General features: G+C 63.7%; 7 protein-coding genes. 5 read left to right on the forward strand and 2 right to left on the reverse strand.

Going from position 1 to position 14250, the window contains the following annotated elements; genetic code table 11:
- Nucleotides 1-69 precede the first annotated feature (69 nt).
- Entirely contained in the window at nt 70-2268 is a 2199-nt protein-coding gene (locus ACPOLB_RS00195) for a TonB-dependent receptor (RefSeq protein WP_425259256.1), read from the reverse strand.
- A gap of 236 nt (nt 2269-2504) precedes the next feature.
- On the reverse strand, nt 2505-3887 hold the full coding sequence (locus ACPOLB_RS00200; RefSeq protein ID WP_425259257.1) for an MFS transporter: 1383 nt from the start codon (nt 3885-3887) through the stop codon (nt 2505-2507).
- A 512-nt stretch (nt 3888-4399) separates the two neighbouring features.
- On the opposite strand from ACPOLB_RS00200, the gene ACPOLB_RS00205 reads away from it, so the two are divergent.
- From ACPOLB_RS00205 to ACPOLB_RS00225, 5 genes are all read left to right on the forward strand, one after another.
- The gene (locus tag ACPOLB_RS00205; RefSeq protein WP_425259258.1) at nt 4400-7174 is read left to right on the forward strand and encodes an ATP-binding protein; all 2775 of its coding nucleotides are present in this window, start codon (nt 4400-4402) and stop codon (nt 7172-7174) included.
- Between the two features lie 16 nt (nt 7175-7190).
- Nucleotides 7191-9896, forward strand: a complete 2706-nt coding sequence (locus ACPOLB_RS00210; protein WP_425259259.1) for an ATP-binding protein — start codon at nt 7191-7193, stop codon at nt 9894-9896.
- Nucleotides 9897-9928: 32 nt separating this feature from the next.
- Nucleotides 9929-12748, forward strand: coding sequence for an ATP-binding protein (locus ACPOLB_RS00215; RefSeq protein WP_425259260.1), 2820 nt, complete (start codon nt 9929-9931; stop codon nt 12746-12748).
- 111 nt (nt 12749-12859) lie between these two features.
- Nucleotides 12860-13177, forward strand: a complete 318-nt coding sequence (locus ACPOLB_RS00220) for a hypothetical protein (protein WP_425259261.1) — start codon at nt 12860-12862, stop codon at nt 13175-13177.
- Nucleotides 13178-13267: 90 nt separating this feature from the next.
- Complete coding sequence (locus tag ACPOLB_RS00225; protein WP_425259262.1) at nt 13268-14230, forward strand: Bug family tripartite tricarboxylate transporter substrate binding protein; 963 nt, start codon at nt 13268-13270, stop codon at nt 14228-14230.
- Nucleotides 14231-14250: the final 20 nt, after the last annotated feature.

Below are 14250 nucleotides of genomic sequence, written 5' to 3' on the forward strand. Positions count from 1 at the left end.
AAGGACGCTGGGGCCAGGAGCAACTACAAGCTGTGATCCTATCGGACGCACTGGACGTGCCTCGCGACGTCAGAAGTCGTAGCGCGCCGTGAAGATCGTCGTGCGCGGCGGGTTGTAGTAGCCCGCGTGAATGTCAAGCGCCGGTATGCGGTTGTGGAGCAACACATAGCTCTTGTCGAACAGGTTGCGGACCCGAGCCGACAACGTCCATCTCTGCCGCGCATCCGTGAAGGATGCTCCCAGATGCACATAGGTTTGCGGCGGGATGCTTGTTGCCGACGAGTTGCCGATGTCGCCGTACTGACTTGAGGTGTGCTGCAGTGTCAGATACGCCGAGGCCGAGGCGCCACTCAGGAATGGATGCCGGTAGCTAATGGTGGTGCCCGCGCTCACGTGCGGCGCGTTCGGCAACTGGTTGCCCACATAGTCGTTGTCCGGCGAGCCTGTCGGATTCGCAAACTCGTCGAACTTCGACCGCAAGAGCTCTAGGGTGAGCGTCGCGTCCACGCGATCGCTGACTCTCGCGTTCAAGTCGACATCAATCCCGTACGTCTTGGCCTTGCCCGCGTTCACGAGTGTCGCATCGGTGACCAGCACGCCATTGATGACCATGTTGGGAACGTTCGCCAGATAGTCCCGATAGTCGTTGTAGAAGAGGGCAACGCTCGCGTCCAGGCGGCCGCCGAACATGCGCGTCTTGCTGCCGGCCTCCCAGGTCGTGACACGCTCCGGGTCTGTTGCGGTCCGCGCGGAGGTCATGGACTCTGCCGCCCGGTTGAAGCCTCCGAACTTGGCGCCTTGCGCCATGCTGGCGTAGAAGAAGACATCCTGGCCGAGTTGCCGATCGATGCCCAGCCTGAGCAGCGCACCGGTCTTCGAGGTCGACAGGTCGTCCGCGACGTAGATTGTCTGTGTGTGCTGACGCTGCGCATTGGTGCGCCGGAAAGCGTTGCTCGCCTGCTGCTCGGTTTGGTAGACGCGCATACCTCCCGTCAAGCCGATCCCATTCGCGAAGGCGTGGCGCAATTGACCATAGAGGCCCACGTCGCGCGTTTGCTGCTGGGTCTGCGCCTCGGTATGACCTACGGGTGCCCCAGCGGGCGGCGCGAAGTCGACGTAGCGGAGGAAGTCGAAGTTGTCGGCCACGAACATGAGGCCTGCCGTCCAGGTGTTGGATGCATTCTGACCTTGCAGTTGGAGTTCCTGGGAGAGCGCCTTTTGCTGGATGTCCTGGTTGATCTGATACTGCAGCGCCTCCTGCCCCCCGAAGTCCGCGACCATTGGGAAGTCTCGATACGCCCTGTACCCGGTGATGGCTCGGAGCTTCAGCCCCTCGGACAGGCGAAGATCGAACCGAAAGGAGATTCCACCGGCGTCTCGTTCAAACGTTCCGGCTTCAGGATTGCCCGTGTATGTCACCCGTGGCCTCGTTCGCGGGTGGTTGAGCGGGAAGTTGATGGTGTTGGTGTCGGAGCGGTCTCGCAATCCGTCGACTGCCAGAACGGCGTCCTGCGCAGCGCCGCCACTCCAACGCAGCTTCGCTCGAAACTGTGTCGCGTCGATCGCATTGACGTTCTTGTCGAGTGTCGAGTTGTAGCCGTAGCCGTCTGACCTGCGGCGAGAGAAGGCCAGGCTGGCTGACAAGGGGCCTTGCCCCACGTTCCTGTTGACATACCCCCGCGCCTCGCGCAGGCCATGGTTGCCTGCTCCGATCGCCAGCCAGGCTGCTGCATCGCGGCTTGGGTCCAGTGAAACGTACTTCACGGCGCCCGCGGAACTGTTCTGACCATAGAGCGACCCCTGCGGCCCGCGGAGTACTTCAATACGCTGGATGTCTGGCAGGTCCCACAGCGCAGTCGCGTAGCCTCTTATGAGGGGCACGTCGTCCACATAGATGCCGACTGCCTGGCTCATGGCTGGCAATGACACGCCGACGCCACGGATCCCAACCGCCTGAGGCATGTTGCTGAATCCATTCGGCACTGAGACGCCGGCGACCGCACCAACCAGTTCGTTCAGCGCAGTGACTCCCTTGCGCTCGAGTTCACGCGACTCAATGACGACGACCGATATCGGTGTACGCCTCAGTGCCGTCGTTGTCCGCTCGGCCGTGACCGTGATCTCCTGCGGGACGATGGAACCGTTCTCCGGTGGTAGATCGGCTTGAGCTGTCGTTGCCGGCGACGACAACGCCAAGCCAAGCAGCACCAACGCGGCAGAGCAGATGCTGCCGGAGGGCGTTGGACGACGGTGATCGTGGATATGCATCGTAGTGAAGGAATCTGCTGCTTTGGAGGTAGTCCAGGGTGTTGCCGAAGATGATGCGGTGGATCGCTGCTCGAGTTCGGTGAATTGGCGTGAATCGTTGCAGCCAGTGCGCCACTCCCATTGGTGCCGTCAAGGCCTGCGACATTGACCTCGCATCAGATCGACGCAGAGCGCCCGTCTCATTCCGGAGTGTTGCGGGCTCAAGCCTGCATCTACCTCCCGTAGAGCAGGTTCAGTCAGTCGGCCACCGGCCTGCGGGCCAGCCCGCGGGGCGAGGTCAGCAGCACCACCGCGCTCAGCACGAGGGAGCCGGTGATGCAGGTGAACATCGTGAGATGTCCGCGGGTCTGGAGGAGCGGCAGCAGAGCAAGCACCGAGATCGCAGCGCCCAGCCGATTGAACGACCACGTCAGCGAGAACGACCCGACTCGCGATCGCGCCGGTAACAGCTCCGTGGCGTACAGGTTGAGCGCCGTGACGTAGACCACGGCACTGACCCCACAGGTGACAGCTGCCGCACCCAGCCAGACACGCGATTCGGAAGCGACGAACACGCCGCCCGCCAGGACCATGAGCAAGGCACACCCGATCAACGCCCAGCGGCGCTCCACGCGGTCTATCACTGCAGAGGCCGTGATCGTCGCTAGCGTGGGACCGAGGTACAACAGGCCCACGAGGAGCAACGCATCGGACAGGTTGAAACCGCGCAGCGTGAGCACCGCTCCGAGGAGCATCGGAAATGCCACGGTTGCGACCGGACCGACCAGAAAGAGGGGGACGATCCACCACCAGACCGAAGCGGGGCCGGATGCCGAGACGTCTCTTGGAGTCCTCGAGGAGTCAGAGGGCGGCGACTCCCGGGCATGCAGCGCCGGAAGCAGAGCGCGGGAGCGTGCAAATCGCTCATAGACGGCCTGCGCCTCCGACCATCGTCCGTTGGCGTGGAGCCAGCGCGGCGACTCCGGCAAGCGCAGTATGAGGAGACTCAGAACACCGGAACCGATCGCGCCAAGCAGGAGTGCGACTTGCCAGCCTGCCAGGCCCAAGATCTCACCAGAGCCGAGCGCCCGCACGAAGAAGATTCCAGCAGAAAGCGCCAAGGCCGAGACGCCGGGCGCCCGGAGCATGAGCGGTCCGCGGCGCGCCGCAGGCAGCAGATTGGTCAGACACGACATCATCAACGGGGGATACGCACCAACTGCGATACCCGACAGCATTCGCGCCACTGTCAACTCGAGCAAGTCGGCGCTGAACGCGGCCCAGGTTGACGTCGCTGCCAACCAGGCCAGTCCGCCGGACAGCATGCGGCGACGGCCGAAGCGATCGGCCATGTATCCCAGCGCTGGTGCCCCCACGACGGCACCGACGTACACCGACGCGAGCAGCCACGCCAAGGTGACCGTTCCTACTGCCCGCTCCGGCGCCGAGAGGACTGCCGCAAGTGCGCTGCCGAGGGACAACTCAAAAAGATCGAACGCAAAGCCGGCCATGCAAAGTGCCGCCCCCAGCAGGTGCAGGGTCGGCACCGGCAGTCCGTCCATGCGCTCCGCAATGTCGACGTCCTCCGGTTGTCCTTTAGCCATATCGCGCAACAGACATCTCGTCAGCCAAGCCGGCACGGTAGGCGATCCCCGACCGCGACGAGCAGCGGCGGGGACGTTGATCACGAGATTTCACGAGTCTTAACAGCGACTCGTCGCACTCGGCGTCGCTTCTAGGGCAACGTCGTCGGTGTTCGTTCCTCCGCCTTCGCCGGGAGGCAAGGCCCTTCCCTCGCCACGAGCGGACCGCCTGTGCCCACGCGCTGCGGGCACAAGTGCGATTTACGGCGGTTCGCAACTCATGACGTCAACCGACGATCGGGGCAAATACAATTCCTACCGGCTGTGACTGGCCGTTTTCCCACCTCAACCGACACTGGTACCTTGGCGCCAATCCTGGAACCAAACCGCGCACGGGACCTGTTTCGCCTGGCGCAGCTTCGGCGTTGTCCGGAGGAGGTTGTACCGTCCCGAGCCCGGCCCTGGTTCGGTTTGGCGCGGAGGATTCAAGGTAGCTTCGCGCCCGCTCGCAGCAGTCCCGTTCCCACGGAGCCTCGCCGACACTCGGCGGTAGATCGCGTGCGAGCGCCATGAAGACCCCGAACGAAACCGCCCTGCGCTTCGGCCCCTTCTCGCTGCACCTGCGCCGACGTGTCCTCACCGAAGCTGGCCGGGAGATCCGATTGGGCGGTCGTGCCATGGATCTCCTGGCGGCGCTGACCGTGCGGCCGGGCGAAGTCATGACGCACGAAGAACTGGTCCGCGAAGTGTGGCCCAAGACGATCGTCGAAGAAACCAGCCTGCGCGTCCACATCCACGCGCTGCGCAAGGCTCTCGGCGACAGCCGCGAACAGGCGCGCTACATCGCAAACGTGCCAGGAAAGGGCTATCGCTTCGTTGCGCCGATAGAAGTCTGCGACACCGCCGAGCCGGGGGATGCGGGCGCCGTGCGAGTCGAGGAACAAACGGCCGCCGAAGTGCCTCGTGGCCGCCTGCCTTTCCACAGCGATGCAATGGTCGGTCGGGCCGGCATCGTCCAAGACATCCAGACGAAGCTCGAGACTGCGCATCTGGTCACGGTTGTCGGCGCCGGAGGCATCGGAAAGACCCGTGTCGCCGTGGCAGTGGGGCATGCGCTGCGGGATAGCGTCCAGGATGGAGTTTGGTTCGTCGACCTCTCGCCGATCGTGGCGCCAACAATTGTCTGCGCAACCGTCGCGATCGCGCTTGGCGTCTTCGTCCACGGCGACAAGCCTTGGCCAAGACTGAAAGCACACCTCAGGGGCAGACGGCTCCTGATCGTGCTCGACAACTGCGAGCACTTGTCGGCTGAAGTTGTCTCTCTCGTGACGCGCATGCTGTCTGCCCCGGGCGACGTCCGCATCCTAGCAACGTCGCGTGCCCCATTGGGCATCCCTGGCGAGGTGGTCACCCCAATGCCTCCCCTGGATGCCGATGAGGCGTCTCAGCTCTTTGTCGAGCGCGCTCGCTCTGCCGCCGGTGACTTCGGGTGCGAGAGCGACGCCAAGGAACTCGTCAAGGCGATCTGCGGTCGGCTGGATGGCGTTCCGCTTGCGATTGAACTCACTGCCGCCCGCGTGGAGTCCCTGGGTCTGGACCAATTGCAGGCCCGGCTGGAAGACATCGGTCAACTGCTTGCCACGGGAAGGCGCGCAGCGGCGCCACGACACCGAACGCTCGAAGCACTGCTGGATTGGAGTCACGAACTTCTCGGCGTGCAGGAACGGCTCGTTCTTCGGAGACTGTCCGTGTTCCGTGGTCGCTTCACCATGCAGGCCGCCATCGGCATCGCGACGTGCCCGGAAGTGGGAGCGTCCGCCGTCGAGCGCTGCATCGAGTCCTTGGTTGCCAAGTCCCTGATCGTTCGTCAGGGGAATGGCGCGACTGCACCACTCCGACTTCTCTACTTGACCAGGGCCTACGCTGAACAGAAGCTGGCGGTCAGCGAGGAGGCACCAGAGTACTGGAGGCGGCACGCACGTCATGTTTGCCAACACCTGTACCAGGCATGTGCGGAACTCCGAGAGATCGAAGAGGCTGACCTGGATGCTTGGCATGAGCGTGAGGCCACGATCCTCGATGACACCCGGGCGGCCATCGACCGTTCGTTCGCGCCGGGTGGTGACAAGCTCTCCGGCGTGGAGGTCTGCGCAGCTGCACGCTTTCACGTGCAGGAGTTCGGGCTGTATGCCGAGTTTGCTGCGCGCATTCGGTCTGCGCTGATGCTGGTGGAGCAGTTGAGGGCAATCGACCCGCTGGTGGAACTGCGGCTGTGTATCTCGTGGTGTTTTGTCGGGCTGATGGTCGGGCATGGCGTGGGCAGGGAGACCTTTGCAGACCACGTCCTCCAGTTGATCGATCAAGTCGCGGATCGGGACGACAAGATTGAAGGCTTGTACGGTCTGCTCATCTGGGCCTCGAATGTCGGCGATCACATGGCGGCACTGGAGTACCTCGGCCGGCTTCGGCAACTCGTGCCTGAGGACGACCACCCGGCGTGGGCGCTGCTGGGAGAGCGGATGCTGGCCACGACCTACCACCATCTCGGCGATCACGATGCTGCTCTTCCACGAATGCAGAAGGTGTTCGACCACCCAACACGCAAGGTTCATCGCGAGTATGTCGGCCAGGGTTCGCGCAAGGTTGCGGCCTGTTCTTACCTGATCCGGATCCAGTGGATTCAAGGTCGAAGTGACGACGCTGCATCGTTGCTCGAGAACGCGCTGACCGGAGACTACGCGCGCCACCCCATGGCCATGGGGACCTTGGTGGTTCACGCGGGGCTCCCCTTGCTGCTTTGGCAGGGGAAGGATCGACAGGCGCAGCAACTGCTCGACGCTCTGAAGGATCAGGTTGCGCACCATGAGTTGGTGTTCTGGACCCGCTATATCGACGTGTTCGAACAAGTCCTCAATCGGAGGCTGCTAGGCGCTTCATCAACCTGTTCCTGCACCAGCCTGCCGGTGATCGATCTGTTTGCAACGTTTGCTGAAGACATGCTGCGGCCGGAGACGCTTGCGCGCGTGGAGGCCGGCTCCATCGGCTGGTGTGCACCCGAGATTCTTCGCGCAGATGCCGAGAACCGTCTGCGTGCCGATCCATGCGATCCGTCGGCCGAAAGTGTTCTTGATCGTGCGCTTGCCCTGGCGCGCTGCCAGGGCGCCGTTGCATGGGAGCTCCGAGTCGCCTGTAGCCTGGCGCGGTACTGGGCGAGTCGCAACGCAACTGTCCGCGCGCATGCCCTGCTTGCTGGAACCCTCGGACGGATCCGACAAGGCTTCGATACGTCTGATGTGGTCCGGGCCACGGAACTTCTTGTCGACCTGGAGCGAGACTCGAGATGAGAGCCTCGGACATGGCGTGAACTCAAAGCCCGTTGCATGGGGCAACTTCATGCTGGAAGGCAGCCCGGATCGCCTTGTGCATCGGGGTGTGCCGCTGGATCTTGACGCGCACAGCCTGATGCTGCTGCGCGTGTTGCTCACGGCGGATGGCGTGGTGCCTGAGATCCGGTTGAAGAGCCGACTGACAGTCACAGCCGCGGAACTGATGCAACGCGCGGAAGCCTTGAACATTGCGCTTGCGCAGGCCGATCCCAAGGCGGGCTATGTGGCCCACTTTCCAGGTCGAGGCTTTTCGCTCGTCCGCCTTGACGGGAAGCGCAACAGCGAGCCCTCGAGCGTTGTCCGCGCGCCGGTCATTGGACGCGATCGTGCGCTTGCAGCTCTTGCGGTGCTGTTCGCGCACCAGCGGCTGGCGACGATCGTCGGGCCCGGAGGTATGGGAAAGACAACCCTCGCCCTGGAGTTTGCCCGCCGCTACGCAACGGAGTTCGCCGATGGGTGCCTCGTCGTGGATCTGGCGCCGGTCAGTGATCCCGCGCATGTGCTGCCGGCGCTGGTTGCCGTCGTCGATCTGCAGCCGTGGGGCGGTGATCCGCAGGCCCGATTCCGTGCTGCGCTGCGGCACAAGCAGGTGCTGGTGGTCATCGACAACTGCGAGCATCTCCTGGAGGCGGTCGCCGAACTGACCCAGGACATCCTGACCTTGGAAGGGCCGCTGAGGATCCTCGCAACCAGTCGCGAGCCGCTGTTCGTGAACGGCGAGAGCGTCTTTCGCATCGAGCCGCTGAACCTCGCGGCCAATGCTGCGGCGCTACAGTTGACGAAGGCGCTTGACCTCGCTGCCATCCAGCTCTTTGTCGAACGTGCGCGCGCAGCACAACCAAGCTTTTCACCCGATCAGCGCGATGTGCCCACACTCGCCCGCATCTGCCAGCGTCTGGACGGCATGCCCCTGGCGATCGAGATCGCGGCTGCCCGCGTGCAAGAGCTTGGGTTGCGTGAACTGGCGCAGCAACTCGTCGAGCGTCCATTGGTCGCCCTGCAGGCCGAACGCGTTTCCAGAGGCAGGCACTGCAGCTTGCTCCAAATGATGGACTGGAGCTTCACGCTGCTTGAGACGGACCAGCAGCGCACCTTGGTCAGGCTCTCCGTGTTTCGGGGACCGTTCACCTATGACGCCGCCGTCTTCGTGGTCTCGGACGCGCTGCTTGACGAGGGAACTGTGGAAGCGTGCATCCTGGCCCTGACTGAGAAGTCGTTGATCGCCATTTCGGCCACCCCGGGGACTCGTGTGCTCCGGTTGCTCGACACCACGCGGGAGTACGCTGACGGGAAACTCTCGGCAATGGATCGCGCAGGGGTCCGCCTGCGTCATGCCCGGTTTCTGCTGGACTTGCTTGAAGGTGCCGAAGCGAACTGGGAGAAGATGCATCCAGAAGAGTGGCGCCAGACCTACAGCGCCTGGTTGCACGACATTCGGGCGGCGATCGACTGGTCATTCTCCGATGGCGGGGATGTGGTGTTGGGTGTCTCTCTCACCATTGCCGGTATCGCCGTCGCAGCACACGCTGGCCTGATGAGCGAGTTTGATCAACGCGCCCGAATCGCCCTTGAGAAGCTGAAGACCTTCCAGCCTCGGCAACCTCTCCTCGAAGCATTGCTCATGGCTCTTCCCGTGATCGCGCGGCCGAGCGCCCTTGACCTGGACGACAGTCGCCACGCTGACCTGCTGTGGTCCCTGGATGTCTGTCGCCGCATGGGCACGGTGCGCCAGCGGCTGACCGCTCCTATCGCGCTGTGGTGCTCTGCCTTTTTCTCGGCTCGCTACGATGATGCCCTGCGGTGGATCAAGGAAGCCGACCAGCTTGTCCGAGTGCACGGTGATGTCCCCGCACAGCGAGTCGTAACGCGAGCACGGGCGCTCACGTTGGGAAGCGCCGGCGCACACGCCGAAGCGTGTGCGCTGGCGCAAGACCTGTTGGCCGAAGGCAGATTGAAGGGGCCGCTGCTGATCACCGGCTCTCCGGTCTCTCCCGCCGTTTCCATGCGAACGACGATGTCCCGATCGCTGTGGTGCCAGGGTCTTCCGGACCAGGCATGGGGTGAGGCGAGCGAGGCGGTACGCCTTGCCGTCGCTGACGGTCCGAGTTCGGTGTGCTGTGCGCTGGCCATTGGAGCGATGCCGGTCGCGCTATGGCGGGGAGACATCGATGCGTTCGCTGCGTTGCTTCCACAGTTGCGAGACGCCATCACGGAGCACCACGCTCCGTATTGGACCTTGTGGCGAGACATGTACGAGCAAGCTCTGCATTTGCTGCAGCAGGCATCAAGCGCCGAGATCAGCGCCTTGAGGCTGGAGGGACTGCAGAATGTCGTCGTCCGCTATCACATGTGGTCCTTCAGATTGGGCACAGTCGATCAAGGCGTCGTCGAGGATGCGATGGCCGGGAGGTGCGGTTGGTGCGGACCTGAATTGCTTCGCGCTGCGGCTGTTCCATCTTCGAGCGAGGCTCTTCTGAGACGAGCGTTGCGCCTGGCCGACCAGCATGGGGCGGCTGGCTGGTCCCTTCGGGCGGCCAGCAGTCTCGCAATCCTGTTGAGCGATCGCTGCATGCACCGCGATGCCATTGAAGTGTTGGAGCCCGCGTACGAACGCTTCACCGAGGGATTTGACACCGCCGACTTGCGTACCGCAGGCAGCCTTCTGGAAGCGTTGCGGTGAACTGGCCAAAGCGGGTCCGTCAAGAGAAATCAATGAACGCCGCTCCCACAATCGTCGCGTTTGGTGCATTCACGTTCGATCGAACGACCAGAACGCTGTGTCGGAAGGGCGAGCGTGTGCCCATCGGCGATCGGGCATTGGATCTCCTGGATGCCTTGACCGAGCGGCCTGGCGAAGTTCTCAGCCGGCAGGAACTCGAGTCCAGGGTCTGGCCTCGGACCATCGTCGAAGAGTCCAGTTTGCGCGTGCATGTTTCAGCACTGCGTCGAGCCTTGGGTGAGGGAGAAGACGGCGCGCGCTACATCGCGAACGTGCCTGGTCGCGGCTACACCTTTGTTGGAACGCTTCTTGAGCCGTTGCAGCAGCACGTGGAACCCGGAAGTGCACTCCGATCACATGAGCAGCGCCACAATCTGCCCCCGCTGCCATCCCGACCGGTCGGCCGGGACTCGGTCATCCAAGCGTTGACCGGCATGGTGGAAGCGAGGCGCCTCGTCACTGTTGTCGGAGCAGGTGGAATGGGCAAGACGACGGTGGCCATTGCAGCTGCAGAATCTGCCTGCGACCTATTCGCGGACGGTGTCAAGTTCGTCGATCTCTCCCCTGTGGTCGAGCAAGCCCGTGTGTTGCCCATGGTCGCCAGTGCCCTCGGCATCAAGCTTCCCTCCGAGATGGGCACGATTCACCTGCTTCGGTCGTTGACCAACAAGCGTGTCCTGATCGTTCTAGACAACTGCGAGCAAGTCATCGACGCAGCCGCCAATGTTGCGCAGGAACTGATTGCGGGCTCGCCGGGGATTCATATTCTTGCTACCAGTCGCGAATCGCTCAATGTCGGTGGCGAATGTGTCTATCGCCTGGGGCCACTGGGACTGCCACCACTCGACCAGCCGGACGATCACTCCTCGCCGGCTGTGCAGTTGTTCGTGCAACGGGCCCACGCGCTCGACGACAGCTTCACGATCAGGGCCGACACTGCGTCCTTGGTGCACCGGTTGTGTCGGCAGCTTGATGGCATGCCGCTGGCCATCGAGCTGGCTGCCGCCCGTGTCTACACGCTGGGCGTGCATGACCTCGTCAGCCGACTCACGGACAGCTTTCGCGTACTGACGCGTGGGCGTCGAACTGCTGCGCCAAGGCACCAAACGCTGCAGGCATTGCTGGACTGGAGCCATGATCTATTGAACGAGACCGATCGGATCGTCTTGCGCCGGCTGGCGGTCTTCAGTGGCCCGTTTTCCATCGAGACTGCATCGGCAGTGGTCGCATGTGACATTGTTGGTGCAGCCTCTGTGCGCGAGAGCGTGCTGGGTCTCGTCTCTAAGTCACTCGTTGGAGTGGATCGCAGCCTCGGATCTCCACATTGCCGATTGCTGGTCACCACGCGTGCCTATGCCATGCAGAAGCTGATGGCGTCAGGCGAATGGAATTCGGTGTCGCGGAGACACGCCGAACGGGTTCGGGTCCGGATTGAGGCGGTCGAGGAGGATATCGAGGAGCTGGACGTTGAGACGTTGCTCAGCAAGCATGGCCTCTACGCAGTACTGCTCGACGACATGCGAGCTGCCCTTGACTGGGCAAGCTCTCCGCAGGGAGATTCGCGGCTCGCGATATCCATCACGACCGCGGGAGTGGCCCTTGTCCATCAGCTTGGTGTCATGGATGAGTTCCGCCCGCGCATGGAGACGGCGCTTCGCCAAGCGCAGTCCCTGGACCCGCACGATCCGGTCCTGGAACTTCGCGCCTTGTCGGCGCTTTGCCGCGTTGCCGGGGTTGCAGCGCACCACCACGCGCACAGTGCCGACTTCTTGGCGCGCCTCAGGCTTCTTGTTTGTCAGACCTCTGACAGGGACGACAAGATCGACGCCATCGAGAGTCTGATGACTTATGCGATGGGACGTGGGGACTATGGCGACGTGATCGATCTGGCACGTGAAGTCATTCGCCTGTCGGTCAGTCCCAACGCGCCATCGGCCCTGTTGCTGGGTGCACGCTTGATGGCGCAGGCGCAACATGCGCTGGGTCGACATGCAGAGGCGGCGAAGACCGTCGAGCACATCCTGGCGCATCCCTCTCGCAGGACGTACTCGAAGTACGTCGGAAGTGTTCCAACGTCCGTGTCGATGCGCGCCCTGAAGGCCCGGATTGCATGGCTGTGTGGCGAGGTTGACGACGCTCTCTGCATCGCGAGCGAGTGCGTCGAACTTGCCCGAGTCATGACGCCGTTCGCACTGGGCCATGCGCTCGCCATCGGGGCCATCCCCGTTGCGATGTGGCGAGGAGATCTCGCCGCCGCCGGGCTCATCGCCGAACTGCAGGATCTGGCGAACAAGCACTCCCTGGACTACTGGGCATCCTGGGCCCGCATGTGCGAGACAGCGCTCGTTCTGCGAGAAGGCGGTCAAGGAGTGTGCGTGCCTTCTCGCTTGCAGTTCACAGCCCGGGAGGCGGAAATGGCCAGCACGCTGCACGAGCGGTTGGCAACCCAGGTGGCACTCGAGCGTGCAGACGCTGGTCTCGCAGGCTGGTCGGCGGCGGAAACCTTGCGGGCCGCGACCGAACAAGGGCTGTCCGAAGGGACTGTCGATCCAGAGACGGCCGACTTGTCGTTGCGGCGTGCCATGGCGATCGCTCTCTCGCAGACGGCAGCATCATGGGCACTGCGAGCGGCCATGAGCCAGGCCAGGCTTCATGCGCGGGATGCCGCCGGCCGTGGTCATGCGGTCGGTGTCCTGGATCGCGCGCTGGCTCGATTCACGCAAGGGCACGCAACGCGTGACCACGTTCGCGCGCGTCACCTGCTGGAAGTCCTGACCCGACAGGACGGCACACCGCTTGCTGCGTGGGTCTGAGGTTCGACGTTCTCGTCGACTGAAAGAACACGGTCGGCGTTGGGGCTGCGCAATGCCCCGCAGGGGTGCACAACGGCACACACAGCCTGCTGCACCGCGACGCTCCTGCTGGTGTTTCCGCAGGCGGAAGAGACCTTCAATTGCGGGGCAACGACCGCCCAGGGCAGGCTGTTGAGGTCGGCTGACCAGTTCGCCATCACGAAGCTGCAACACCGCCTCGCCACCAGGCCTGCGCGCTTCGACGCCGCGAGGCACGAGCAGGCGGCCGCACAGTCAAGGACGGGCGGCCCGGTCTCGCAGGTCTCCGGGACAGACGTCACGCTGTCGACCGGGATCCTGACTGGTCGCAGTGAGAAGGTCGAGATCGCCAGTGGCATTGGGGAGGCAGCGGCCGTCCCCGAGATGAAGACGATGGACAGGTTCGCCTGAAGCCAATAGATTCCCGCGTGCCATCGAAGTGTTGAACCGGCGTGGGCCGGCTCGTGCAGCACGGTCGTTGATTTAGGCGGGGGGTGTTCCATGATGAACCGCTTGCGCGTGGCTGTTGGCGCGGTCCTTGCCCTTTTCGTCCAGGGCGTCTCGGCGCAGGACTACCCGGTACGTGCCATCACGCTGGTGGTCGCGTTCCCGCCGGGTGGGCCCACCGACGTCGCTGCGAGGATGCTCGGTGAGCAATTGGCCGAGGTGCTGAAGCAGCCCGTGGTCATCGCCAACCGGCCGGGCGCGGCGGGACGGATTGGCTCGCAGATGGTGGAGAGCGCACCCGCCGACGGTTACACCCTTCTGCTGGCCAACACGGTCACGCATGGGATGCTGTCGGCGGCGACAAAGCCCCCCCCGTACGATCCTGTCAAGGGCTTTACGCCGGTCATGCGTCTGTTTGGCTACCAGGCGCTGATGGTCTGCAGCGCCAAGCTTCCCGTGCGCAATGTCGAAGAACTGGTGGCTTACGCTCGAAGTCGACCCAATGGTCTGGTGTACGCAAGTTCGGGTGTAGGGACTGGCGCTCACTTTGCAGGCGAGATGTTCGCAGCCATGAAGAAGGTGCGTGCCGTGCATGTGCCGTTCTCGGGCAGCGCCCCTGCCATGCAGGCAGTCTTGGCGGGCGACGTGGACTGCAGCTTCGACGGCCTCGCGCGCGCGCAGATCGATGCCGGCAAAGTGCGGCCGATCGCGACACTCGGGTTGAAGCGCGATCCGCACTACCCCGATGTGCCCACGCTGGATGAAGCGGGCGCGGCCGGCTTCGACCTGGGTCTCTGGCAAGGGTTGCTGGCGCCTGCCGGTTTGCGATCCGAGGTTCTGGCCACGTTGGAGCGCGGTTTGCAGCAGGCGCTGAAGGCGCCGGAGCTGCAGGAGCGGCTCAAGTTGCTGGGTCTGTACCCTCTGCCTGGCACCGGTGCAGATCTGCAGCAGGCGATCCTGCGCGACATCTCGCGGTACCAGCGACTGGCGCGCGAACTGGCGATCACCTTCGAGTGATCAACAGGACAGGCCGGTTC

This window comes from Rubrivivax soli (genome assembly GCF_049810355.1).
Taxonomy (GTDB): domain Bacteria; phylum Pseudomonadota; class Gammaproteobacteria; order Burkholderiales; family Burkholderiaceae_C; genus Rubrivivax.